General features: G+C 48.5%; 27 protein-coding genes. 14 read left to right on the top strand and 13 right to left on the bottom strand.

Annotation, left to right across the window (positions count from 1 at the left end; genetic code table 11):
• Positions 1 to 157: 157 nt before the first annotated feature.
• Positions 158 to 1,507 carry an anaerobic C4-dicarboxylate transporter DcuC gene (gene dcuC, locus EDC45_RS04970; protein ID WP_133544087.1) on the bottom strand — a complete coding sequence of 450 codons (1,350 nt, stop codon included), beginning with the start codon at positions 1,505 to 1,507 and terminating at the stop codon, positions 158 to 160.
• Positions 1,508 to 1,597: 90 nt separating this feature from the next.
• Positions 1,598 to 2,689 carry a tRNA preQ1(34) S-adenosylmethionine ribosyltransferase-isomerase QueA gene (gene queA, locus EDC45_RS04965; RefSeq protein WP_133544085.1) on the bottom strand — a complete coding sequence of 364 codons (1,092 nt, stop codon included), beginning with the start codon at positions 2,687 to 2,689 and terminating at the stop codon, positions 1,598 to 1,600.
• A gap of 207 nt (positions 2,690 to 2,896) precedes the next feature.
• Between queA and EDC45_RS04960 the strand changes: the two genes are divergently transcribed.
• From EDC45_RS04960 to EDC45_RS04945, 4 genes are all read left to right on the top strand, one after another.
• On the top strand, positions 2,897 to 3,340 hold the full coding sequence (locus EDC45_RS04960; protein ID WP_133544083.1) for a DNA polymerase III subunit chi: 444 nt from the start codon (positions 2,897 to 2,899) through the stop codon (positions 3,338 to 3,340).
• A 57-nt stretch (positions 3,341 to 3,397) separates the two neighbouring features.
• Positions 3,398 to 3,829 (top strand): GNAT family N-acetyltransferase, encoded by a 432-nt coding sequence (locus EDC45_RS04955; protein ID WP_133544081.1) that lies wholly within the window; start codon positions 3,398 to 3,400, stop codon positions 3,827 to 3,829.
• Between the two features lie 233 nt (positions 3,830 to 4,062).
• Positions 4,063 to 6,921 carry a valine--tRNA ligase gene (locus EDC45_RS04950; protein WP_166635110.1) on the top strand — a complete coding sequence of 953 codons (2,859 nt, stop codon included), beginning with the start codon at positions 4,063 to 4,065 and terminating at the stop codon, positions 6,919 to 6,921.
• Between the two features lie 68 nt (positions 6,922 to 6,989).
• Positions 6,990 to 7,994 carry an FUSC family protein gene (locus EDC45_RS04945; protein WP_133544077.1) on the top strand — a complete coding sequence of 335 codons (1,005 nt, stop codon included), beginning with the start codon at positions 6,990 to 6,992 and terminating at the stop codon, positions 7,992 to 7,994.
• A 37-nt stretch (positions 7,995 to 8,031) separates the two neighbouring features.
• Here EDC45_RS04945 and EDC45_RS04940 read toward each other — a convergent pair whose 3' ends face one another.
• The 6 genes from EDC45_RS04940 to EDC45_RS04915 form a co-directional block, all read right to left on the bottom strand.
• Positions 8,032 to 9,441, bottom strand: coding sequence for a basic amino acid/polyamine antiporter (locus EDC45_RS04940; protein WP_133544075.1), 1,410 nt, complete (start codon positions 9,439 to 9,441; stop codon positions 8,032 to 8,034).
• Entirely contained in the window at positions 9,431 to 10,351 is a 921-nt protein-coding gene (locus EDC45_RS04935; protein ID WP_133544073.1) for a homocysteine S-methyltransferase family protein, read from the bottom strand. The genes EDC45_RS04940 and EDC45_RS04935 overlap by 11 nt, the downstream gene beginning before the upstream one ends.
• Positions 10,352 to 10,455: 104 nt before the next feature.
• Positions 10,456 to 11,547, bottom strand: a complete 1,092-nt coding sequence (gene ychF / locus EDC45_RS04930; protein WP_133544071.1) for a redox-regulated ATPase YchF — start codon at positions 11,545 to 11,547, stop codon at positions 10,456 to 10,458.
• Between the two features lie 72 nt (positions 11,548 to 11,619).
• A complete protein-coding gene (gene pth, locus EDC45_RS04925) occupies positions 11,620 to 12,204 on the bottom strand; it encodes an aminoacyl-tRNA hydrolase (protein WP_133544069.1) in 585 nt (194 codons plus the stop codon).
• A gap of 63 nt (positions 12,205 to 12,267) precedes the next feature.
• Positions 12,268 to 13,326, bottom strand: a complete 1,059-nt coding sequence (locus tag EDC45_RS04920) for a glycosyltransferase family 9 protein (RefSeq protein WP_133544067.1) — start codon at positions 13,324 to 13,326, stop codon at positions 12,268 to 12,270.
• Between the two features lie 8 nt (positions 13,327 to 13,334).
• Positions 13,335 to 13,751, bottom strand: coding sequence for an EamA family transporter (locus tag EDC45_RS04915; protein WP_133544065.1), 417 nt, complete (start codon positions 13,749 to 13,751; stop codon positions 13,335 to 13,337).
• An 80-nt stretch (positions 13,752 to 13,831) separates the two neighbouring features.
• On the opposite strand from EDC45_RS04915, the gene EDC45_RS04910 reads away from it, so the two are divergent.
• The 3 genes from EDC45_RS04910 to xseA are packed head-to-tail and all read left to right on the top strand — an operon-like array spanning position 13,832 to position 16,794.
• Positions 13,832 to 14,209, top strand: coding sequence for an RnfH family protein (locus EDC45_RS04910; RefSeq protein WP_133544063.1), 378 nt, complete (start codon positions 13,832 to 13,834; stop codon positions 14,207 to 14,209).
• 6 nt (positions 14,210 to 14,215) lie between these two features.
• Positions 14,216 to 15,412, top strand: coding sequence for a ribosomal protein uL16 3-hydroxylase (locus EDC45_RS04905; RefSeq protein ID WP_133544061.1), 1,197 nt, complete (start codon positions 14,216 to 14,218; stop codon positions 15,410 to 15,412).
• A gap of 41 nt (positions 15,413 to 15,453) precedes the next feature.
• Positions 15,454 to 16,794 carry an exodeoxyribonuclease VII large subunit gene (gene xseA, locus EDC45_RS04900; RefSeq protein WP_133544059.1) on the top strand — a complete coding sequence of 447 codons (1,341 nt, stop codon included), beginning with the start codon at positions 15,454 to 15,456 and terminating at the stop codon, positions 16,792 to 16,794.
• A gap of 23 nt (positions 16,795 to 16,817) precedes the next feature.
• Here xseA and rapZ read toward each other — a convergent pair whose 3' ends face one another.
• From rapZ to lptC, 5 genes are read right to left on the bottom strand one after another with little or no spacing between them, the layout of a single operon-like run.
• Entirely contained in the window at positions 16,818 to 17,684 is an 867-nt protein-coding gene (gene rapZ / locus EDC45_RS04895; protein WP_133544057.1) for an RNase adapter RapZ, read from the bottom strand.
• 33 nt (positions 17,685 to 17,717) lie between these two features.
• On the bottom strand, positions 17,718 to 18,242 hold the full coding sequence (ptsN, locus tag EDC45_RS04890; protein ID WP_133544055.1) for a PTS IIA-like nitrogen regulatory protein PtsN: 525 nt from the start codon (positions 18,240 to 18,242) through the stop codon (positions 17,718 to 17,720).
• A 16-nt stretch (positions 18,243 to 18,258) separates the two neighbouring features.
• The gene (gene lptB, locus EDC45_RS04885) at positions 18,259 to 18,984 is read right to left on the bottom strand and encodes an LPS export ABC transporter ATP-binding protein (protein WP_133544053.1); all 726 of its coding nucleotides are present in this window, start codon (positions 18,982 to 18,984) and stop codon (positions 18,259 to 18,261) included.
• A 14-nt stretch (positions 18,985 to 18,998) separates the two neighbouring features.
• On the bottom strand, positions 18,999 to 19,514 hold the full coding sequence (gene lptA / locus EDC45_RS04880) for a lipopolysaccharide transport periplasmic protein LptA (RefSeq protein ID WP_133544051.1): 516 nt from the start codon (positions 19,512 to 19,514) through the stop codon (positions 18,999 to 19,001).
• A complete protein-coding gene (gene lptC, locus EDC45_RS04875; protein ID WP_133544049.1) occupies positions 19,495 to 20,079 on the bottom strand; it encodes an LPS export ABC transporter periplasmic protein LptC in 585 nt (194 codons plus the stop codon). Before lptC ends, lptA begins: the two co-directional genes overlap by 20 nt.
• Positions 20,080 to 20,378: 299 nt before the next feature.
• On the opposite strand from lptC, the gene EDC45_RS04870 reads away from it, so the two are divergent.
• Genes EDC45_RS04870 through murA form a run of 7 tightly spaced genes read left to right on the top strand, consistent with a single transcriptional unit; the run spans position 20,379 to position 25,123 of the window.
• Complete coding sequence (locus EDC45_RS04870; protein ID WP_133544047.1) at positions 20,379 to 21,176, top strand: ATP-binding cassette domain-containing protein; 798 nt, start codon at positions 20,379 to 20,381, stop codon at positions 21,174 to 21,176.
• The gene (gene mlaE, locus EDC45_RS04865) at positions 21,173 to 21,955 is read left to right on the top strand and encodes a lipid asymmetry maintenance ABC transporter permease subunit MlaE (protein WP_133544045.1); all 783 of its coding nucleotides are present in this window, start codon (positions 21,173 to 21,175) and stop codon (positions 21,953 to 21,955) included. The genes EDC45_RS04870 and mlaE overlap by 4 nt, the downstream gene beginning before the upstream one ends.
• Before the next feature lie 53 nt (positions 21,956 to 22,008).
• Entirely contained in the window at positions 22,009 to 22,509 is a 501-nt protein-coding gene (gene mlaD / locus EDC45_RS04860) for an outer membrane lipid asymmetry maintenance protein MlaD (RefSeq protein WP_133544043.1), read from the top strand.
• 32 nt (positions 22,510 to 22,541) lie between these two features.
• The gene (mlaC, locus tag EDC45_RS04855) at positions 22,542 to 23,183 is read left to right on the top strand and encodes a phospholipid-binding protein MlaC (protein WP_133544041.1); all 642 of its coding nucleotides are present in this window, start codon (positions 22,542 to 22,544) and stop codon (positions 23,181 to 23,183) included.
• 3 nt (positions 23,184 to 23,186) lie between these two features.
• Positions 23,187 to 23,543, top strand: coding sequence for an STAS domain-containing protein (locus tag EDC45_RS04850; RefSeq protein WP_133544039.1), 357 nt, complete (start codon positions 23,187 to 23,189; stop codon positions 23,541 to 23,543).
• A gap of 33 nt (positions 23,544 to 23,576) precedes the next feature.
• On the top strand, positions 23,577 to 23,834 hold the full coding sequence (locus EDC45_RS04845; protein ID WP_133544037.1) for a BolA family protein: 258 nt from the start codon (positions 23,577 to 23,579) through the stop codon (positions 23,832 to 23,834).
• A gap of 17 nt (positions 23,835 to 23,851) precedes the next feature.
• A complete protein-coding gene (gene murA / locus EDC45_RS04840) occupies positions 23,852 to 25,123 on the top strand; it encodes a UDP-N-acetylglucosamine 1-carboxyvinyltransferase (protein ID WP_133544035.1) in 1,272 nt (423 codons plus the stop codon).
• Positions 25,124 to 25,125 lie beyond the last annotated feature (2 nt).

Genomic DNA, 25,125 nt, shown 5'->3' with positions numbered 1-25,125 from the left:
AACAAAATTCAAGTTGGGGATTATACCCTTTAACGCAGGATTCTAAAAGTTTTTTTATCGGCGAAATATACAACGGCGAAACAGCGCCTTATTGCTTGCCGAATGGGCAACGACCCTTTTTTAGAAAAAGGGTCGCGTTTTCAGACTATGGCGGATATTAGGCCGAAACCATAATTTCCGTGGCGACAATGACGACGATAAAGCCGACGATCATAGGGACGGAAATACGTTTTACCACTTCGAAAGGGGAAATCTTCGCCATACCTGATACGGCCACCACCACACCGGAAACCGGCGACAGGCTGCGACCGATATTTGAGGCCTGCAACATAGGAATGGTCAGATAAGCCGGATTGATTCCCATTTGTGTCGCCAGTTTCGGAATCAATTCCACAAAGGCATAGAAAGGCGCATTACCCGAGCCGGTGGCGATAGCGGCAAGCGCGGTAATAATCGCCAAGGCAATCATCATTAGGAAACCGCCGCTGCTTACCGACTGTACGGAATCGATCAGCATATGAATAAAACCGACGGTACTTAGCCCTTGAGCGAACACCCCGGCGGCCACCAGTAGCATTACCACGGCGGAGAAAGCTTCCGCCATTCCCTGGTAGGCGACATTCAGATTTTCATATACCTTTCTGGCGCTAAAACTGCGGCAGAAATCCACCAATGCCACAATCAGCAGACAGATAACGATAATGGTGATGATATTCAGCTCCGGCGCCAGTTTACCGTCGAAAATCAGCACGCCGATAATCGGCGTAAAGGGAAAAATCGCATAATAAGCGGGAGCATCGGTTTTAATATCGTGAATATCCAAGCGCTCGATATTATGTCCTTCCTTCTTATCCAGATAACGTTGCCAGAAATAATGGGCGACGGCGATGGAAATAATGGCCGCAATGGAAATCGGTAGAGTCAGATTAAAAGCGAATTCCAGTAAGGGCATTTTGGAAACTTCCGCCGCCAATACTACGTCCCCTGAAGTCGGCGAGAGAATAATCGCCGCCGGTGAAGCACAGATGGAGGCGGCGGCACCGCGTGAGATGCCGACGTTTATCATAATAGGGAACAGGGTAGCCATCAACAGAACCCCTAATCCCGTGGCGGAAGGTACCGCAAGGGACATAACGCAAGCCAGAAAGTAGGCGGCAATCATCAGCGTATAGGGAGATTTAATATATTTCAGCGGGTGCGAGGCAAGTTTTACCACCATATCATTGGCGCCCAAATGAGTCATATAGGCGGCGAACCCGCATAACACCATAATCAGCATACCGAGGTTACCGCCACGGTTCATCAACAGATATTTTACATATTCAAAAACATCCAAATACAGAACGCCGGTGGATTTTACTCCCTCGGGCAGAACCGGTTTGCCGAGCAGAACGCTGGCGAAAAGTAACAATAAACCGACACTCATCAGCACGCCGGTGGCGGAGTAGCCTTTTACAATATAGTAGCCTACCGCAATAATCGCGATAAGTCCCAGAATTAGTTCCATAGTGTTTTCTCCCATTCGGATAATTAATTATCCGTAAATTTTTTATTAGTCATGATAAGTTTTAATATAAACTCGGATTAGGCGACGGAATTATTCCAGGCCGCGTACTTCCGGATTTTTGTGAATAAACATCGCATCGCCGTAGCTGAAAAAACGATAGCGATTTTGTACCGCACTTTGATAGGCACGCATAATGTTGCTGTAGCCCGCAAAGGCGGAAACCAGCATAATCAACGTACTTTCCGGCAAATGGAAATTGGTAATCAGACAATCGGTTACAAGAAATTTTTTCCCCGGATAAATAAAAATCGAGGTATCGGAAAAATAGGGTTCGAGTAAAGAAGCGGCGTGTCGCTGTTGTGCGGCAAGGGCCGCGCTTTCCAGCGAACGTACGGAAGTGGTGCCTACCGCAATCACTCTTTTGCCTGCGGCTTTGGCGGCGAGTATGGCATCCACGGTTTGCTGCGGTACTTCCGCATATTCCGAGTGCATATGATGATCTTCGATATTTTCCACTCGTACCGGCTGAAAGGTGCCTGCGCCCACGTGCAGGGTTACAAAGGCAAAATTAACCCCTTTGCGGCTTAATTGATCCAACAATTCTTGATCAAAGTGTAAGCCGGCGGTCGGCGCCGCCACGGCGCCAGGTACTTTGTTATATACGGTTTGATAGCGTTCCTGATCCGCCTCTTCATCGGGGCGATCAATATAGGGCGGTAGCGGCATATGGCCGATTTTTTGTAATACTTGCAGAAAACCGCCCCTATTATCCTCGACTTCCAGTTCAAATAGGCTGCCTTGGCGCCCCAGCATCTTCACCTTTATTCCCCGGCCCGCCCCCAGCTTATCTTCGCCCAAACAAAGTTCGGCGCCTTCTTTCGGCGCTTTAGAGGCACGAATATGAGCCAGACAGCGGGTTTCGCTTAATAATCTTTCCACCAATACTTCAATTTTACCGCCGCTGAGCTTATGCCCGAACATACGGGCCGGGATCACGCGGGTATTATTGAAAACCAGTAAATCGCCGGGATTGATTAAATCGATAATATCGGAGAAAGTCCGGTGGGCTATTTCACCATTCACACCGTTCAGATGCAGTAACCGGCTGGATTTCCGATCGGGTTTAGGGTAACGGGCGATAAGCTCGTCGGGAAGGTCGAAATAAAAATCTGAAACACGCATAATTTATCTCTGCCCGTAAAGCTGACGGGCTTAAGTTATCTCATTTAATTATTATTAATAAAGTCTCTGGTTATTCCCGCCGCTACGGCGGTTAACAGCGCCGCTAGATTATCAAAAATAGCGCTCGAAATCGCCTGTTTTCTTTCTTTTTTTCATATTTTTAGTTAGAATCCCAAGATTATTTCATTTCGTCCAAGGCAGATAAAAATGCAAAAACAAGCACGGTTTTACCTGATCGCCGAAACCGCGTTACAGTCCGAACTTGTAGCGCAGGAGGCATTGGCCTGCGAACTGGCGGCACAGGCCTGGCGTTTAGGCAAAAGAGTGCTGATCGCCTGCGCAACGGAACAGCAGGCGCTGAACTTGGACGAAGCGCTGTGGCAGCGCGATCCTGAACAGTTCGTCCCCCATAATCTATCCGGTGAAGTTACCCAGTACGCCACACCCATTGAAATATCCTGGCCGGGTCGGCGTAATGCTCAGCGACGGGATTTGTTAATTAACCTACAGCAACAGCTACCGGATTTTATTGCCAGTTTTACTCAGGTGATTGATTTTGTTCCCGCCGATGAAGAAGGAAAGGCTCAGGCGCGCGAACGCTATAAGCTTTATCGTCAGCTCGGTTTTGAAATGATAACGGAAAAGGCTTAGGCAAAATAATCCCGGTTGAAAAGCTAAAAATGAAATTAATAAATTCGGCTCTGAAGTATGTGGCAAACTAAAACTTTTGAAAATCTGACCGCACTTGAGTTGTGGAAAATCTATCGGATTCGTACCGCCGTATTTGTGGTGGAACAGCAGTGCGCCTATCAGGAAGTGGATGAGTACGATAAATCGGCCGTGCATTTATGGCGGGAAGAACAGGGCGAAATTCAGGCTTATTGTCGTATTATTCCGAGCGCAAGTGCGGTCAAAATCGGACGTGTGTTAGTTGCTCAAGGGGTTCGAGGGACAGGATTAGCACGTGATTTGATGATAAAAGCTTTATCTTCGGTGCAAGCCGAATTTCCCGATCAGCCCGTAATCGTACAAGCACAAGCTTATTTGCAGGATTTTTATTCGTCTTTCGGCTTTAACGCGGTTTCGGATATTTATTTGGAAGATGGGATTGCGCATTTGGATATGGTGTGGTTGCGGTAAAGCTATAAGCACCGGAAGGGACTTATTGTGTATAAACCGAGTAATATGGTTTATGTGGTCATCAGCATAAATTAATACGCCACGGACAATATAATGATAAGAACCTATTTTAAAAAAACTTTATAAAGGTAGCGAAGAAGGTCCGGAGAAATTTAGGCTGAAACCTACTGAAAAAGACTTACTTGAAGATTATAAATAACTGAGAAAACAATAAAATGACACAAAAATTTGAAATGGCGGATCGTTTTGATGCCGATACCCTTGAACAGCAAATTTATCAAAACTGGGAAGAAAAAGGTTATTTTAAACCTTCCGAAGATATTAATGCCGCCAGTTACAGTATTGCCATTCCGCCGCCCAATGTAACGGGTTCCTTACATATGGGGCACGCATTCCAGCAAACCCTGATGGACACTCTAATTCGCTATCATCGTATGCAGGGCGATAATACCCTATGGCAGGCGGGAACCGACCATGCGGGGATCGCCACGCAAATGGTGGTGGAGCGTAAAATCGCCGCGGAAGAAAATAAAACCCGTCATGATTACGGGCGCGAGGCCTTTATCAATAAAATCTGGGACTGGAAAAACTATTCCGGCGGAACCATTAGCCGCCAGATGCGCCGTTTGGGTAACTCTATCGACTGGGATCGCGAACGCTTTACCATGGACGAAGGTTTGTCCGAGGCGGTAAAAGAGGTATTTGTACGCTTACATGAGGAAGGCCTGATTTATCGCGGCAAACGTCTGGTGAACTGGGATCCTAAGTTACATACCGCTATTTCCGATCTGGAAGTGGAAAATAAAGACAGCAAGGGCAGCCTGTGGCACTTCCGCTATCCTTTGACAAAAGGGGAGAAAACCGCCGAGGGGCTGGATTATTTAGTAGTGGCCACCACCCGTCCGGAAACCGTGCTGGGCGATACGGCGGTAGCCGTGCATCCTGAAGACGAACGTTATCAGTCCCTGATTGGTAAAACCGTTATGTTGCCGTTAGCGAATCGTGAAATTCCGATTATTGCGGACGAATATGTGGATCGCGAGTTCGGTACCGGCGTGGTGAAAATTACTCCGGCCCATGACTTTAACGACTACGAAGTGGGCAAACGCCACGCTTTGCCGATGGTGAACGTAATGACGCTAAATGCGGATATTCGTGATACGGCGGAAATCATCGGCAGCGACGGTAAGCCCTTAAGCGGCTATGAGGCGCAGATTCCGCAAGATTACCGCGGCTTGGAACGTTTTGCCGCACGTAAAAAAGTGGTGGCGGATTTCGAAGCCCTGGGCTTACTGGATAAAATCCAGCCTCATGATCTGAAGGTGCCCTACGGCGATCGCGGCGGCGTGCCGATCGAACCTATGTTGACCGATCAATGGTACGTTTCGGTGAAACCTTTGGCCGAAGTGGCAATTAAAGCGGTGGAGGACGGCGAAATCCAGTTCGTACCTAAACAATATGAAAATCTGTATTTTTCCTGGATGCGCGATATTCAGGATTGGTGTATTTCCCGTCAGCTCTGGTGGGGACATCGTATTCCGGCCTGGTACGACGAAGCGGGCAATATCTATGTCGGTCGCAGCGAGCAGGAAGTGCGGGCTAAAAACGCCCTGGCGCAGGAAGTTAAACTGAAACAGGACGAAGACGTACTGGATACCTGGTTCTCTTCGGCGCTGTGGACTTTCTCTACCCTGGGCTGGCCGAAACAAACCCCGGATTTACAAATGTTCCACCCGACCAATGTGCTGATTACCGGCTTCGATATTATTTTCTTCTGGGTAGCGCGCATGATTATGTTTACCATGCACTTTATCAAGGATAAAGAGGGTGAAGCACAGGTGCCGTTTAAAACCGTGTATGTTACCGGGCTGATCCGTGATGAGAACGGGCAGAAAATGTCCAAATCTAAGGGTAACGTTATAGATCCGCTGGATATGATCGACGGTATTGATCTGGAAGCCTTATTGGAAAAACGTACCGGTAATATGATGCAGCCGCAACTGGCGGAAAAAATCGCCAAGGCCACACGCAAAGAATTCCCGCAGGGTATTTCCGCGCACGGTACCGATGCCCTGCGTTTTACTCTGTCTGCGTTGGCCTCTACCGGACGGGATATCAACTGGGATATGAAGCGCTTGGAAGGCTATCGCAACTTCTGTAATAAATTATGGAACGCCAGTCGCTTTGTGTTGATGAATACGGAGAATCAGGATTGCGGTTTCGCAACCGAACAGGCATTGGAACTGTCTTTGGCGGATCGCTGGATTCTGGCCGAATTTAATAATACGGTGAAAAATTTCCGTACCGCTCTGGATCAATACCGTTTCGATTTGGCGGCCAATACCCTGTACGAATTTACTTGGAACCAATTCTGCGACTGGTATCTGGAATTGACCAAACCGGTCTTTAACGGCGGTAGCCCGGCACAGCAGCGCGGTACTCGCCATACCCTGGTAAGCGTACTTGAACAGTTGTTACGCTTGGCTCATCCGATTATTCCGTTTATTACGGAAGCCCTCTGGCAGCGGGTTAAAGTTGTTGCCGGGGTTGAAGGGGAAACCCTGATGCTGCAGCGCTTCCCGCAGTTTAATCGCGCCTTGGAAGATCAAAGCGCCTTGGAGCAGATCGAATGGATTAAGCAGTTAATTGTTAATGTGCGTAATATCCGCGCCGAAAGTAATATTGCGCCGAGCAAAGGGCTGGATTTATTGTTGCGCAATCTGAGCGAGGCGGAAAAAAACTGTCTTGAAAACAACCGCACTTTAATCGCTAACTTGGCTCGACTGGAGGATATTCGCCTATTGCAGGCAGGGGAAGAAGCGCCGCTTTCGGTAACCAAGTTGCTCGGTAACGCCGAATTGCTGGTACCTATGGCGGGCTTTATCAATAAGGAAGCCGAACTTGCCCGCTTGAATAAGGAAATTGATAAATTAATCGGCGAAGTGAAGCGTATCGAAGGCAAATTGAGTAATGAGGCCTTTGTGGCCAAGGCTCCGCCGGCGGTTATTGATAAAGAGCGCGAAAAAATGCAGGATTATCAAAACGCCCTGGAAAAACTGAAAGTTCAGTATCAGGCAATTGAAAATTTATAATCCCGCTTAATTGCTCATAAGGTACGGGCGTATAGTCCGTACCTTATTTTTTTTATGGTGTAAGGGATATGCAAGTTCAACAGTTGTTACAACTTCTCAAAACCTTTGTCGGAGAGATTTACTGGCGCGAGATCCTGCTCTGTACGCCGGCGATTATGCTAGTGCTTGCATTTAGTCTGGATATTGATCCGCTGGCGGCGGTAATTATGGTCGGTGCCGCATTTTCGGTAGGCTTTGGCGCTTCACGCACTCTGGGTAAATATCGTTGGGGTGCTGTGGCTTTGGCCGCTCTGGGCATGGCTTGTTCCGCCGTTCTCGGTTCGCTGTTGGGCGGGCATAGCCTATTGTTGTTCGGCGGTATAGCGCTGTTATCCGCCGCTTGCGCTTATTTGAGCGGACGGAATAATGATTTCTGGTGGGTTAGCTTACAGATTGCGGTGGCTTTTTTAGTCGCCAGCTATTATCCCGGCGGTACGGAGCAAGCCTTGTTGCGCGGGGTATTGGTATTGACGGCGGGATTGCTGCAACTACTAGGTATGCTATTGTTTGCCCGCCTCTTTCCTTTCAGCGCCGCATTATTGCCATCGCCGCCTGCGGATAACCTTGCTCCCCATCAGCTGCAACGTTTTATTCTGACCTTGGTTGCGGCGGTATTGCTGGCGTACGGGGCGGCGCGCTGGTTTGCTATCGCCAATGATTACTGGGCGCCGATGACGGTGCTGATGGTTATCAAACCCTCGGGACAGATTACCTATTCCCGTATGCTCAACCGTTTTATCGGTACCTTTGTGGGTTGCCTATTGGCAACGGCGCTTATTTATCTGTTGCATGAACAACAGGCGCTATTGCTGATTTGTTTGATTATTAGCAGCGGGCTGGCCTTTTCTATGCAGAAAGCCCATTACGCCCTGCTAACCTGTATGATTTCCGCCACCATTGTGTTTTTAATCGCCTTGGGCTTGGGTAACCCTATCGCCACGACGGAACATCGCCTAATCGCAACGGTATTGGGCGGTATTATTGCATTGTTAATGGTGAAATTATTCAATCCCTTATCAGTATCCGCAAGCTAAAAAGCCGTCTCAGAAGAAGCGGCTTTTTGCATCAAGATCAGCTCAATAAGGCGGGCAGGCGGTAAAGAGCATAAGCGAACAGAGCTGCAATTATCAGCAGCAGGGCTTTTTCTCCGCCCTTCAGATTCAAGATTCCGCTTTGGTGTCGGTAGCGCGAATACAGAAATAAGAGGATGCCCGGCATATACAGCAGCACGGAAAGCAATAAGTATTCCAATCCTGCCGCATAGATAATCCATAAACCGTAGAGCGAAGCGATAATTCCCGTCAGTTTAATCCGCATAGGGCTGTTTTGGCGGAAAGAGAGCTTTACCAAATAGGCACCGATCAGAAAATAAGGAATCAGGATCATGGAGGTGGAAATCAACAGCAGGGTGTTGTAGCTTTTTCCGGTCAGCAGCACCAGCAGCAGGCAGAATTGAACGATAAAACCGGTAAACCATAAGGAATTAATCGGCGTGCCGTTTTGATTCAATTTATCCAGTATTTTCGGAAAGGCCCCGTTTTTGGCACCGCGATAAGGAACTTCGGCCGAATACATCGTCCAACTGATATAGGACGCCAGCACCGAAACAATCAGACAGAAGGTAATCAGCAGACTGCCGCCGGAGCCTATCATAGCTTCCAATAAAGCGGCCATTGAAGGGTTTGCCATAGGGGCGATGGTTTCGCGCGGCAGAATACCGAGAGAAAGCAGGGTAATGGCAACATACAGGGCCAGGGCGATTAGAATGCCGAGTACCGTGGCCAAACCCACATCGCTTTTGTTACGTGCGTGGGCGGACAGTACGGAAGCCCCTTCCACCCCGGTAAATACCCATAGGGTTATCAGCATGGTGTTTTTCACCTGTTCGCCGACAGGGCGCCCTATGCTATCGCCATTAATATCATGGTTGAAGGTGGCGGGGGAAAAATAATACAGGGCCAAAAGGATAAACAGAATCAGCGGAAAGGTTTTTACCAGCGTTGCCGCCAGATTTACCGAAGCCGCTTCTTTGACCCCGCGGGCAATTAGCGCATGTACCAGCCAGACGATAAGGGAAGCGCCGATAAAGGAAGGTAGGGTATTACCCTGCCCGAAAATAATTCGCTGCGGGCTGTCGGTAAAGGTCCCTATGCCTTCAAAGGCGACCACCAGATAGCCGACGATACCGATAGTGGCGCATAACCAGTAGCCCCAGGCGGACAGAAAGCCCACCAGCTCGCCGAATCCTTCCCTTGCATAGGTGTAGATACCGCCGTCAAGCTCGGGGCGTAAACGTGAAATATAAAAGAAAGACAGGCCGAGGAAAATAATTCCTACGCCGGTAATCAGCCAACCGATAATCAGTGCTTTCGCTCCCGCGACCGCCGCCATATTTTGCGGCAGACTGAAAATTCCGGAACCTATCATCGAACTCAGTACCAGTGCGGTGAGTGAAATAAGCCCGATTTTTTTATTCGACATCCGAGGCTTCCCTGTGGGTATCTTTTAAATTCTCCGCCAGTACCCTAATATGTTCGGGGCCGATGCCGCAGCAACCGCCCACCATGCCGGCGCCGGCATCAATCCATTTTTGCGCCCAGTTTAAATAGGCTTGGGGATCAAGATCCCGGCGGATTTCGTCCAGTCCGTCATTGGCGGTGGCTTCTTTCGATTGCGGCGGGAAGGCGTTGGCATAGGCGCCGATAGTAATATCCGTACGCCCGATTTGTTCCAATGTGGCTTTAGTTACTTTTATCGCCTGTTCGATGACTTCCGGCTGACAGCAGTTGAATAGAATCGCCGCTACGCCGGATTCCGCCATTTTTTCCACTGCCGTTTGTACCCGTTCGCCGGAACGCAGGCAAGGCACCTCATCCGGATTTTCGTCTTCCAAGGTGAAGGATACCCAAAACGGCCGATCGTCGCCGAGCAGTTCTTTTACCATTAGCGGCTCGATAATGCTGCTTTGAGTTTCGCATAGCCATAGGTCTACATAGGGGGAAAGTCCGTGGATAATAGGTTGTGCGATTTCGCGCACCCGTTCCGGTTCGAATAAATCCGGACGGTAAGATCCGAACAAAGGCGGTAGCGAAGCGGCGATTTTTACCGAACTTTCCGTATTGCGCACGGCATTTTGCGCCAAACGGCCGGCTAAATCGGCCAGTGCGGCGGCATCGGCGCGGAAACGTTGCTCGCCGATATGAAAGGGAACCAGGGCATAGCTGTTGGTGGTAATCAGCTGTGCGCCGCTGCGGATAAAATCCTCATGTACGGACTGCACGGCTTGGGGATCCTCATATAAGGCCAACGCCGACCATTCGGGTTGACGAAAAGGCGCGTTGCGACGGGCTAATTCGCGCCCCATACCACCGTCAAGAATCATAATTGCCATATTATTCTCCTTTGCTACCGCTATGGATAAGCGGATCAGAAAAAGGGTTAAAAAAACACCGCACTTTTTTTAGCAAATGCGGTGAGTCGGAACGGGTAGCTGTATTATACGTTAAAACGGAAGTGCATGACATCGCCGTCCTGCACGATATAGTCCTTTCCTTCCAGGCGCCATTTCCCGGCTTCTTTTGCGCCGTTTTCACCCTGATAACGGATAAAGTCCTCATAGGCGATTACTTCGGCGCGGATAAAGCCTTTTTCAAAATCCGTATGGATTACGGCCGCGGCCTTAGGTGCGGTAGCGCCGACGGAAACCGTCCAAGCCCGCACTTCTTTGACGCCGGCGGTAAAGTAGGTTTGCAGATTCAATAAAGCATAACCGGCTCGGATAACACGATTCAGACCCGGTTCTTCGATACCCAGATCCTGTAGAAATTCCACTTTTTCATCTTCTTCAAGTTCGGCGATTTCAGACTCGATAGCGGCACATACAGGTACTACTACTGCGCCTTCTTGTTCGGCAATTTCCCGTACCCGATCCAGATAAGGGTTATTTTCAAAGCCCTCTTCATTGACATTGGCAATATACATGGTCGGTTTGAGGGTAAGGAAATTGTAGCTTTTAATCGCCTGCAGCTCTTCTTTATCCAGGCCGATAGAACGGATCATTCCCGCATTTTCCAGTACCGGCAGGATTTTTTCCATAACGGATAATTCGAATTTTGCTTCTTTATCGCCGCCTTTCGCCCGTTTTTGTAAACGCTGAATGGCTCTTTCGCAGCTGTCCAGATCCGCTAACGCCAATTCCGTATTGATGGTATCTATATCCTCGGCGGGATCGATTTTTCCCGCTACATGGACGATATCGTCATTTTCAAAGCAACGAACCACATGACCTATGGCATCGGTTTCGCGGATATTGGCCAGGAATTTATTCCCTAAGCCTTCGCCTTTGCTGGCGCCTGCCACCAAGCCGGCAATATCAACGAATTCCATGGTGGTAGGCAATACACGCTCCGGTTTTACGATTTCGGCTAAGGCGTCCAGGCGAGGATCCGGCATAGGTACCACACCGGTATTGGGCTCAATGGTACAGAACGGATAGTTTGCCGCTTCGATACCGGCTTTGGTTAAGGCGTTGAATAATGTTGATTTACCCACATTCGGCAAACCGACAATACCGCATTTAAATCCCATAAATTTTCCTTTTTTGTGTTAGGAGGCGCCGCGCCTCGCTCGATTTTATTTATAAAGGGCTATCAGCATTGCTCAGGCACTGAAAGCGTTTAATCTGTTCGTCGCTTTCGAGATATTACTGGTAAACATCAGCTCGATACAGTCTTCGGCTTCATTCAGCGCTTTATCAATGGCTTGCAGATCCGTTGCGGGAGGCTTATTCAGCACATAGGCGGCAACCAGATTTTTATCGCCGGGATGACCGATCCCGATACGTAGTCGATAGAAATTTTTATTATTGCCGAGCTGAGCGATAATATCCTTTAAGCCGTTATGTCCACCGTGGCCGCCGCCAAGTTTAAATTTTGCCGTACCGGGAGGCAGATCCAATTCGTCGTGCAGCACCAGAATCTGTTCCGGCGCAATACGGTAAAACGAAGCTAGCGCGCCTACGGCTTTCCCGCTTAGATTCATAAAAGTGGTCGGTATTAAAAAGCGTACTTCCTGGCCTTGAATTATGCTTCTGGCGGTTTTACCGAAGAATTTGTTTTCTTCTTTCAGACTGAAATTAAAACGGCGGGATAAACGCGTAATCAGCCATTCACCCGCATTATGACGGGTATCTTCATATTTGGCGCCGGGATTTCCCAGCCCCACGATTAATTTAATTTCAGACATTGATTTTTGCTTTTCAAACCGATAAAAAATAGTGGCATATTGTAACGGAAAAGTGTGCTCGGCTCAATCGCAGGATTCTTTCGGCAGGCGTTTTTCAATTTGTGCCTGTAGCCATTCGACCGCCTCCTCTAGGGCGAAACCGCAGGTCTGATTGGAATGTTCGGACGGCGGCAGAGAACTGATTAGAGTGAGCGCATCTTCGGCGGCAATATTGAGATTAGGCGCCCATTTATAAATATTAGACGGACAGTTGGCATAAAATGCCAGTAGCGGCTTTTGTAATGCACAAGCGATATGCACGCCGCCGGCATCAACGGCAAGCACGATATCCGCACTGTCAATAAGGGCAAAATATTCGAATAAAGGGGCCGGCGGTGCTTCCCGCAACAATAGGCCCGCTTGTTCGGCCGCCGCCGAATAGGTGCTGTCTATCGGATTGGCGCTTAGCACCAGGTCCAGTCGTTCGAGCATAGGCGAGGGTAAGCGGCTTAACAGCTCGATAATTTCCGCCGGCGGTATTCGGCGGGTGCTGCCTTGCGGACATAGCAGCAGACGTAGCTTACCCTTCCGCCAGAGGCGCTCGGCATTGCGGCGTTCGCTTGCGGAAATATGCAAGAAGTAGCTGACTTTCCGGGGAATAAAGGGACGTAGCACCGATTGGTTCAGATAATCCTTAATATGAATATCATTGCTCAGTGCGGTGCTGAAATCATAGTTTCTGACGCTGTTCAGATTATAATGTTTTTTATCTTTCTTACCGAAATTAATCAGAATTTCAGGCTTCAGCAGCCAGTCCAGGATAATGGAACGGGATGTGAAGGTCGGCATAAAGTCCAAATAGAGTTGCCAGCGGTTACGCTGGCTCAGGTAGGTGAACCACTTATCCGGCAATAATTGGTCAACTACGCCGGAACGAGCGAAGATTTCGCGGTTACGCGCGCTTACCAGTACGGCGGTTTTTAAACCGGGATAGGCTTGTTTTAATTGGCGCAGATGCGCCGTATGTACAATGGCGTCGCCGATTGCATCACCGATGGGCTTTAGGATAACCGAGCGGATACGAGATAAATCCTGCTCCCGTTTTTTACGGCGTGCAAACAAAAGGGTAATTAGTTTTTTCATAATATAGTTTAAAGCGCAAGAACCAAGACTCCGGAAATAATCAGAAGGGAGCCTATAATAAGTTTCATACTGATGGGTTCGCCCAATATCAGTACGCCTAAGATAATAGCGACCACCACACTGAGTTTATCAATGGGCGCAACCCAAGAGGCCGGCGCCAACTGTAGGGCGCGGTAGTAACACAGCCAAGAAAGTCCGGTGGCGATACCGGACAAAATCAAAAAAGTAAAGGGTTTGGCGGCAATATGCTGAGGTAATTGCCATTGGTTGCGCAGGGTAACGATACCGGCGGACACCAATAATACCACAACCGTTCTGATTAGGGTTGCGAGGTTACTATTCATGCCTTCTACGCCTAATTTTCCTAAGATGGCGGTTAATCCGGCAAAAAATGCAGAGGCTAATGCAAAGCCCAGCCAGTTCATGATTCTTTCCTTATTTCAAGTCCGTTTTTTCGCTATAATAGCGCCTGTGTGAAAATAAGCAACGCAGTTAAGAGGATGTTATGGCTCAGATTCGTATTGAAATTGCCTATGCCTTTCCCCATCGCTATTACCTTAAATCCTTCCTGATGGAGGAGGGCACCACCGTACAGAGCGCCATTTTACAATCGGGCATTTTGCAACAGTACGGCGATATTGATTTGCGTGAGAATAAAGTGGGAATATTCAGCCGTCCGGCCAAACTGAATGATGTATTGAATGAGGGTGATCGCATCGAAATCTATCGCCCGTTACTGGCCGACCCGAAAGAAATCCGTCGGCAGCGTGCCGCTCAGCAGCAGAAGGCTGCGGAAGAGAAAAAAACGGAAGAGAAAAAAGGGCAAGCGAAGAAAAAGCGCGAGAGCCGCAGCCCGGCAGCGGAAATAGAAGAGGAGAATTAAGTAAGTATGCAGTTTTGTTTACCGTCGCATATTAGTGCGGAAGTCTTTCTACGTGATTATTGGCAGAAAAAACCTTTGCTGATTCGTAACGGCTTACCTGAAATTATCGGTCGCTTCGAACCTGTAGATATCATTCAGCTTGCGCAAGATGAAGGGGTTACCGCCCGTTTACTAAAACAATACGCGGATGACGACTGGCGCTTATCCCTGAGCCCTCTTAGCGCAACGGACTTTGCCGAATTACCGGCACATTGGTCGGTGTTGGTGCAGAATATGGAACAATGGTCGCCGGAACTGGGGGCGCTTTGGAATCGTTTCGGTTTTATTCCGCAGTGGCAACGCGATGATATTATGGTGTCTTATGCGCCGCAAGGCGGTTCGGTGGGCAAACATTATGACGAATATGATGTGTTTCTGGTGCAGGGGTACGGCCATCGGCGCTGGCAGTTGGGCAAATGGTGCGATCCTTCCACCGAGTTTAAGCCCGATCAACCGATTCGAATTTTTGATGATATGGGCGAACTGGTTATGGACGAGGTAATGGCGCCCGGTGATATCCTGTATATACCTTCCCGTTTATCTCATTACGGCGTGGCACAGGACGATTGTTTGACCTTTTCTTTCGGATTGCGTTACCCGAATATGCTGGATTTGCTCGAGCAGATTCAACAGGGCTTCCGCCATCAGAATCCGGAGATTAATTTAAGTGAATTTAATATTCCGTTACGCCTCACCCCGCCGCAACAGAAAACCGGAAAACTGGACGAGGCGATGGTTACGGCAATGAAACAACAGTTACTGAGCGCAATGGCGGAGTCCGAAGCTTTTGATCAGTTATTCCGCCAAGCTGCGGCTTGTGCGGTGAGTAGCCGGCGCTATGAAATACAGCCCACCGACGAAATGATGATGCCGGAAGAGGTACTTGAGCTGTTGCAACAGGGGGCTCGCCTGGTGCAGGACAATAACTGTAAATTGGTGTATAGCGAGGCGCCGCTGCGGATTTATGCCAATGGCGAATGGCTGGACGAACTGCGTCCTTGCGAAGCGGAAATATTAAAGCGCCTTGCCGACGGCGAAAGCCTAGATCTTCAGGATTTAGCGCTGCCACAGCAGGGGAGTATTGATGCCGAAAGCGAAAAGTTCCTGTTGTTGGACAGCCTGTGTAACTGGCTGGATGACGGTTGGTTGCTGTTGGACGAATAGCTATTGCCCGCTATGGCGGATAGCGCAGATGGAAGAGAAAAATGCAGGGTGAAAATATTTATTCGGTTACCCGACTGAATCAGAACGTACGTCAGTTACTGGAGCAACAAATAGGCTTAGTATGGCTGACGGGTGAAATTTCTAATTTTTCTCAGCCGGTATCCGGACATTGGTACCTAACGCTGAAAGATGAAAGCGCCCAGGTACGCTGTGCCATGTTTCGTATGAAGAATCTGCGCGTAGGCTTTAAACCCCATAATGGTATGCAGGTGCTGGTGAGAGCTTCCGTAAGTCTGTATGAACCGCGCGGAGATTATCAGCTGATTATCGAAAGTATGCGTCCCGCCGGTGAGGGTTTACTGCAGCAACAGTTTGAGCAGCTGAAAATGAAACTGGCGGCGGAAGGGCTGTTTGCGCATAATCTGAAGAAAACTTTACCGCAGTTTGCCAAAAGCGTCGGAATTATCACCTCGCGAACAGGCGCTGCTTTACAGGATATACTGCATATTCTACAGCGTCGCGATCCGAGCCTGAAGATTGTGATTTATCCGACCGCGGTTCAGGGAACAGAAGCGGCGGAGGAGATTGCCGCTATGATCGAGCTGGCCAATAAACGGCGGGAAACGGATGTGCTAATTGTAGGGAGAGGCGGCGGTTCTCTGGAAGATCTTTGGTGCTTTAACCAGGAAATCGTGGCGCGAGCCGTTTTTGCTTCCGTATTACCTGTGATTAGCGCCGTCGGACATGAAACCGATGTAACCATTATGGATTTCGTCGCCGATGTGCGTGCGCCCACACCTTCCGCCGCCGCAGAATTGGTTAGCCGTAACCAGGCGGAGCTATTGCAGCGCCTGAAGGATCGTAGGCAGCGCTTGGAACGGGCGATGGATTATTTGTGCGAAGCGCAACAGCGGCATCTTAATCATCTGTTACTGCGCTTACGCCAGCGTCATCCGCAGACCCAGCTGGCTTTACGGCAACAGCAAATACAGCGCCTGCAACGCCTTCTACAGCTTAATTTCGAACGCCTGCGGGAAAAAAAGTCGCTGCAAATGACCGCACTTTCGCGGCGTTTGTACAATAATCCGCTGCCTTATTATATGGGCAAGGGGCAGGAAAGGATTTCTCTGTTACAAACCCGTGTGAACTTTTTGGGAGAGAAAATATTGGCTGAAGAGCGGAATAAATTAGCTTTACTGTGCGGCAAACTGGACGGACTCAGTCCGTTAAAAATTTTGGCGCGCGGTTATTCCGTTACCTTAGATGAGGCGGGAAGAGGGATCAGTACTGCGGCACAGGTGAAAGAGGGAGATAAGATCCGAACCCGCCTGCAGCAGGGACGGTTACTCAGCCTTGTACTTGAAGTGGAAACCGAGAACTGAGGTTGATCTCGGGTTAAGCTGGCTTAAGCCGGATCGGATTTTTTATGATGTTCCAGGGATTTGTGCTGAATTTTAACCTTTTTCCCCTTGGCCTGAAAATATTCGCCGAGTTGCTGTGCAATATAAACGGAGCGATGTTTACCGCCGGTGCAGCCGATGGCGATGGTCAGATAGCTGCGATTATTCTGCTCCAGCTGCGGTAACCAGGTATCGATATAATTACGGGTCAGATAAATGAAGTTATGCACTTCGGTATGACTTGCCAGAAAATCCGCAACGGGTTTATCCAGCCCGGTCATCGGGCGTAGCGCAGGATCCCAATGAGGGTTAGGTAAGAAACGAACATCAAATACATAGTCGGCATCTAACGGGATTCCGTATTTAAAGCCGAAAGATTCCACCGTAATCTTCAGTTCTTTGCCCGCATCGCCGCGCAGAAATTCACGTAGCCGTTCCGCCAGAGCATGGCTGGATAATTCCGAGGTATCTATAATCAGGTTGGCCTGCTGTACCAGAGGTTCCAGGAATTTACTTTCTTCATCGATTGCCGCACTTAGGGAGAGATCTTTAACCGACAGCGGGTGCAGACGGCGCGAATCGCTATAGCGCCGGATAAGGGTGGAACGATCGGCATCAATAAAAATAATTTTTATCTGATGTTGGTTTTGCAGCTGATTGAGCATTTGATCCAATAGCTCGGGGGAATCGGGAAGATTACGGATATCCAGGCTGATAACGGCGGAGGACTGGGTGCGCGATAAAATATCCGCCAGTTGCGGCAACAGCGCTACGGGCAGGTTGTCGACACAATAGTAACCTATATCTTCCAACGCACTTAAGGCAACGGATTTACCGGCGCCGGAGCGACCGCTGATAATGATAAGTTCCATAATTCACCTTTAGCTATAGCTTAGCGCAACGGGTTATTTCCCGGTAAGGGGAGCTTCTTCGTTCTGCGCTTGTTTTTGTTCCTGCAGATAGCTGTCCGCATAATCGAAAATTTGCCGGATTTCATCGGCGCTTTGCGCATTCCGTAACTGCTTGCACAGATTTTTATCCGACAGTTTTTCCGCCAGTTCGGGCAGTATTTCGGTATATTCGGCACAACGATTTTCCGGAATCAGCAAAGCGAAAATCAGATCGATTTCCCGTTTGTCCGCACTGTCATAATCAATAGGGGAAGCCAGTTGCAAAAATACGGCACAGGCTTCATTTCCTTCCGGCAGTTTAGCGCGCGGAATAGCTACGCCGTTACCCAACGAGGTATTTCCCAGTTTTTCCCGGCTGCATAAATTTTCAAAGCATTGAATTTCATCAATGCTTTTTATTTCCGTCTGTTGCTGTTGCGCCACAATGTGTCCGATCATTTCCAGTACGCGTTTTTTACTGGAGCAGACGACACCTTGGCGAATATTTTCGGGCGCAAGTAATGCGCTGAATTTTATCATAGCTTTTACCGTCGGATTACAGCTTGAACTGTTCTCCCAGATACACGCGTTTTACGTGCTCGTCATTCATAATCTGGTTTGGGGTACCTGTAGCAATCATTTTTCCTGCGCTAACAATATAGGCCCGTTCACAGACGTCCAGAGTTTCCCGTACATTATGATCGGTAATCAGTACCCCTAAACCGCGATCGCGTAAGTCCATAATGATTTTTTTGATGTCGATAACGGAAATAGGATCGACACCGGCAAAGGGTTCGTCCAGCAAAATAAATTTCGGATTTGCCGCCAATGCTCGGGCGATTTCTACTCTCCGCCGCTCACCGCCGGATAAGGACTGGCCGGAATTATCCCGAATATGTCCGATATTGAATTCTTCGATTAGCTGTTCGGCGCGCTCTTTTTGCTGTTGACGGTTAAGATCCTTACGGATTTCCAATACCGCCATGAGGTTGTCGTAGACGCTCAGACGGCGGAAGATGGAGGCTTCCTGCGGCAGATAGCCGATACCTTTACTGGCACGGTTGTGCATCGGCAGCAGGCTGATATCTTCCTCATCAATACGGATTTTTCCCTGATCATGACGAACCAGACCGACCACCATATAAAAAGAGGTGGTTTTACCCGCACCGTTCGGGCCGAGTAAACCGACGATTTCATTGGAACAAACCTTAAAACTGACATCGGAAACCACCTGACGGCTTTTATAGCTCTTGGCCAGGTTTTCCGCATAAAGAATTGACATATGAAAAATCCCGATTATTTTTTATGCTGATTTAACTGGGACGGAATCAATACGGTTTTGACTCTGCCCTTTGCTCCGCTATTGGCTTTCAGCTGTTGCTTTTTGACATCATAGGTAATCACTTCGCCGTCAACGGTGCTGTCCAGTTGTTTTAACTGGGCATTACCGGTCAGCGTAACGAATTCTTTGCCTAAATCATAGAAGACTCGGTTTGCGCGGCCATCGGCGGGTTTGCCGTCATCCATCAGCTGATGGAAAGTTACCGGTGTGCCGAAAGCTTCGACGGTTTCTTTTTTTCCGGAGTCCTGCGGCGGACGGGTGATGATAACTTTATTGGCTTTAATCAGAATCGACCCCTGAGTTATTACGACGTTATCGGTAAAGGTTACGACACTGTTATTCATATCCAGAGATTGATTGTCCGAAACGATATTAATCGGCTGATTGGTATCTTCTTTTAATGCCGAAGCGGCCAGTGAAACGGAGGCCAGCAGGGTGCCGAGAATAATATTATTGGTTACTGATTTCATAATGTGTTTTCACCTGTTCTTTCAGGGTCGCGACCTGTTGTTTTAAATTGCCCGTCAGTTTCCGACCCGAACTGGTAAAGTTCAGACCGTTAATTTTCGCCATTGTATCAGAACTGATATCCTGTGTCGTTAGGTTTACCGTTGCACGTTCGGTTTCGACTCGCTGTAAACGGGAGTCTGCCAGCAAACTTTGAGCGATAACATTGCCATCTAGGTTCAGCATATTGTTTTTGCTCAGCGTAGCTTTATCTGCGCTGAGCTTCCAACTTTGACCCATCGCGGAATCCGGGCTGTTTCGGGTTTCTTCCAGTACATATACTATGGGACGGTGAAATTCCGTACGTCCGTCCTGTGCGAAATATTCCACCTGTTCGGAAATCGCAAGATATTGTTTCCGACCGGTGGGAGAAAATACCGTGGTTTCCATTTTTCGGCCGATATATTCCGGACTTTCCGGCGCTTTGATCAGTTCGCTTAAATCCGGTTGCTCCCGGTGCAGCGTATAGAACCAGCTTAGTAACACCAGTAGGATCACCGCAAGAAAGATATTCCAGCGAATATTCATAAATAAATTCAGCTCGCATGACTAATAATAGGGCGGAATAATAGCATAAATTTCAGCGGAATATGCAAAGTGCGGTAAGATTTTTCACGGCTTTTTCTCCCTGTATAGGGGCGCAAACTGGGTTTTTAGTAACGAATAGTAACGAAAAGGCGAATTTCTTGCTATTTCCTTAGGAAATTTCGGAAGCGGAGAAAATGTGATATTTATCACATAAAATCGCAGGAAAACTTTGACATCGGAGGAAAATTCATGGAATATCCCTGATTTATATTTCCAACCCAAGGGAGAACGGAACATTAATGGCTGAGGATAGACTGATAGAAGTGAATAATCTCACTTTTAAACGCGGTGAGCGTACTATTTACCAGGATCTCAGTCTGCGCGTACGTAAAGGCGAAATTACCGCCATCATGGGGCCGTCGGGGATTGGTAAAACAACCTTGTTGAAGCTTATCGGCGGGCAGTTACAGCCGCAAAGCGGCGAAATTCTGTTTGAGGGGAAGGATATCTGCCGGATGTCCGATGCGGAATTATACCGAACCCGTCAGCGCATGGGTATGCTGTTTCAATCGGGGGCGTTGTTTACCGATATTTCCACCTTTGATAATGTGGCTTTTCCGATTCGTGAGCATACCAAATTACCGGAAAGCCTGATTCGCCAGATTGTATTAATGAAACTGGAATCGGTCGGTTTACGCGGTGCGGCGGATTTAATGCCGGCAGAGTTGTCCGGCGGTATGGCAAGAAGGGTGGCACTAGCCCGAACCATTGCTTTGGATCCGGAACTTATTATGTATGATGAGCCCTTTACCGGGCAGGATCCCATTAGTATGGGGGTTATCATCAGTTTGATTAAACGCCTGAATCAGGCATTAGGGTTGACTTCTATCGTGGTGTCGCACGATGTGCAGGAAGTGTTAAGTATTGCCGATTACGCCTATATTATCGCCGATAAACGGGTTATCGCCGAAGGGACGGCTCAGCAGTTGCTGCAGAGTGAAGACCCGCAGGTGATCCAATTCCTGCAGGGGAAAGAAGACGGCCCGGTAAGTTTTCATTATCCGGCACAGGATTACGCAAAGGAATTATTCGGATGATAACAACATTGATTTCCGCTTTGGGCGCTTGGCTAATAGCCTCGGTTCGTTCTGTCGGACGAGCCGCTATCATGCTGTTTGGCGCCTTAATCGGCAGGCCGCAATGGCGTAAGCATTTCCCCTTATTGATTAAGCAGCTGTATGTGTTGGGGGTACAGTCTTTGCTAATCGTGATGTTGTCCGGTTTATTTATCGGTATGGTTATAGGTTTGCAAGGCTATGTGATTCTGGTTGATTTTGCCGCCGAAACCAGCTTGGGGCAACTGGTCGCCTTATCTTTATTGCGCGAGCTCGGGCCTGTGGTTACGGCGCTGTTGTTTGCCGGACGGGCGGGTTCCGCTTTAACTGCGGAAATCGGCTTGATGAAAGCCACCGAACAGCTGTCCAGCCTGGAGATGATGGCGGTTAATCCTTTACGTCGGGTGATTGCGCCGCGCTTTTGGGCCGGTGTAATTTCCATGCCGATACTGGCGGTTCTTTTTACCGCCATAGGTATCTGGGGAGGCCAACTTATCGGTGTGGATTGGAAAGGCGTAGACAGCGGCAGCTTTTGGTCGGTGATGCAAAACGCCGTAGATACGAAAGACCTGCTGAACGGCTTTATTAAAAGCCTATGTTTTGCTTTTGCCGTGGTTTGGATAGCCTTATTTAACGGTTATGATTGTATTCCCACTTCGGAGGGTATCAGCCGAGCCACTACGAAAACCGTGGTGAACGCTTCCTTAACGGTACTGGGACTGGATTTTATTCTGACCGCTATTATGTTCGGTGCGGGCTAATTCCTGCACACTAGAAGAACGGAAAAGAGCGGTTGATTTTAGGTGAGTTTTTTATGCGACAAACGATTAAATATGAATTTTGGGTAGGGCTGTTTTTATTATTAGGTATTGCCGCCTTGGTCTTTATGGGGCTAAAGGTAGCCGATGTACAGGGATTCAGCGAAACGAAATCCTATAAGGTTTATGCAACTTTTGATAATATCGGCGGACTAAAAGTACGTGCACCGGTAAAAGTGGGGGGCGTAGTTGTCGGGCGGGTAACGGATATTTCGTTGGACGAAAAAAGCTATCTGCCGCAGGTAACCCTCGCCATTAACGAAGAATATCATCAAATTCCGGATAACAGTTCCTTATCCATTAAAACCTCGGGATTACTGGGTGAGCAGTATATCGCCCTGAGTATCGGTTTTGATGACGGCGAAACGCCGATGTTAAAAGAAGGAAGCCGGGTGGCGGATACTAAATCCGCGCTGGTACTGGAAGATTTGATCGGCCAGTTCCTCTACGGCGATAAAGATAAAACTGCATCCGGCGCAGAAAAAGCGGCGGAATAAGCAATAAGAACAATTTAGCGAAGGAGAAATTTATGTCTAAATTCAGCATAAGAAACTGGCTGGCAAAACTGTTGCTGGTAATGACCGCGCTTTTTGCCGCCCAAAGTCTGATGGCGGCGGACAGCCCTTATACATTGACTCAACAGGCGGCAGATAAATTATTCGGCGATATGAAAGCCAACCAGGCAAAAATTAAACAGACGCCCGATTATCTGAGAACCTTAGTACGCCAGGATCTGATGCCTTATGTTCATGTAAACTACGCCGGTTCTTTAGTATTGGGTAAATCTTTTAGCGCCACGACGGCGGAGCAGCGGCAGAAATTTTTCGCCGCATTCGATAAATTTATCGAGCAGGCCTATGCACAGGCGCTGACCCTGTACAGCGATCAGGAAATTCAGGTGCAGAAAGAGCAGCTGAACGGTGATAGCCAGGCCACGGTCAGAGTCAGATTAATTCAGAAAAACGGCCAGCCGCCGTTGAATCTTAACTTCCAATGGCGTAAAAACAGTAAAACCGGTCAGTGGCAGGTATATGATATGGTGGCCGAAGGGGTCAGCATGGTGGAAACCAAAAAACAGGAATGGGGAGCATTGTTGCGTAAAGAAGGTATCGATGCGTTGACCGCCCGTGTGGAAAAAGCGGCGTCAGTGCCGGTAACTTTCGGCAAATAATCCATGAATAAAGCGACAGATTTAACATGGTCGATAACCTCGAAGAATGATAAAATAGCTTTCGGTTTGAAAGGCGAACTGACCAGAAATACGTTGCTGCCCTTGTGGCGGCAACGTTCTTCTTTATTTGCTCGGATAAGGGAGGGCGAGCAGGACGTTTACTGCGATCTGTCCGCTTTATCGGGGTTGGATTCCGCCGGTTTCGCCTTATTCTGCGATATTCTCGCCGAATGTCGCAGCAGATTAGCGCCGCAATATAAATTACAGCTTGAAAACATTCCTTCTCAGCTGCTGACATTGGCGGAACTTTATGATCTGAAGGATTGGCTGCAAGCCTTTATTAAAGAAGGCCATATATAGGTATCGTCCTAGCGTAATCTCATGGGAACTTAAATGGAACTGCAAGAAATCGAACGAATTTTAAAACAGGCATTAAATGCCGACGAAGTTTATGTACAGGGTGAAAACGCCCATTATGGTGTGATTGTCGTTAGCGACGAGATTGCCGCATTATCTAAAGTCAAACAGCAGCAAGCGATTTATGCGCCCTTAATGGCGCATTTTGCCAGCGGTGAAATTCATGCACTGACCATTAAAACCTTCAGTGTTGAAAAATGGAAACGCGAGCGTATGCTGAATATGACGCATTAAAAAAACAGGGTAAAAAAATGGAAAAATTTCGTGTTTACGGGCAATCCCGTTTAAAAGGAACGGTGAATATCTCCGGAGCCAAAAACGCAGCGCTACCGATTCTGTTTGCCGCCATTTTGGCCGAGCAACCAGTCAAGCTAACCAATGTGCCTGCACTGAAAGATATTGACACCACCTTGGAAATTCTACGCCGCCTGGGGGTTAAGGTGATGCGTGATGAAGAAGGTGCCGTGCATCTGGACGCATCAAAAATCGATCATTTTGTCGCACCTTATGAGTTGGTAAAAACCATGCGCGCCTCCATTTGGGCGCTGGCTCCTCTCGTCGCCCGTTTTAATCAGGGACAGGTTTCATTGCCGGGCGGTTGTTCCATCGGCGCCCGTCCGGTGGATCTGCATATTAGCGGACTGGAGCGCCTGGGGGCGGAAATCAGTTTGGAAGACGGATATGTGAAGGCCTTTGTGAACGGACGTTTGACCGGTACCCGTATCGTTATGGAAAAAGTGAGCGTGGGGGCTACCTTATCCATCATGATTGCCGCTACTCTGGCAAAAGGTACAACGGTTATCGAAAATGCGGCGCGCGAACCGGAAATTACCGATACTGCGCTGTTCCTAAATAAAATGGGAGCGAAAATCGAAGGTGCGGGTACGGATACCATCAGTATCGAAGGGGTGGAACATCTGAGCGGTTGTGAACATAATATCGTTCCGGACCGAATTGAAACCGGTACTTTCTTAGTCGCCGCAGCGATTTCAGGCGGCAGAATTGTGTGCCGCAATACCAAAGCTCATACTCTGGATGCGGTAATTGATAAATTACGTGAGGCCGGGGCGCAGATTGATATTGAGGAAGACAGCATTACGCTGGATATGTTCGGTAATCGTCCGAAGGCGGTAAATATTCGTACCGCACCTTATCCGGGTTTTCCTACCGATATGCAGGCTCAGTTTACCCTGTTGAATATGGTTGCCGAGGGTACCAGTATAATTACCGAAACCATCTTCGAAAACCGTTTTATGCACATTCCGGAGTTGATCCGTATGGGCGGTAAGGCGGAAATCGAAGGCAATACCGCTATTTGCCACGGTACCGCTCGCTTATCCGGTGCGGAAGTGATGGCGACGGATTTGCGTGCTTCGGTCAGTCTGGTGTTGGCGGGCTGTATCGCCAGCGGAGAAACCGTTGTAGATCGTATTTATCATATTGATCGCGGTTATGAGCAGATCGAAGAAAAACTGCGGGCTTTAGGCGCTCGGATCGAACGTTTTTCCGATACGGTGGAATAGCC

Origin of the sequence: Mesocricetibacter intestinalis (assembly GCF_004363295.1) — a bacterium.
GTDB lineage: Bacteria > Pseudomonadota > Gammaproteobacteria > Enterobacterales > Pasteurellaceae > Mesocricetibacter > Mesocricetibacter intestinalis.
This window is presented reverse-complemented; position numbering and strand designations above follow the sequence as displayed.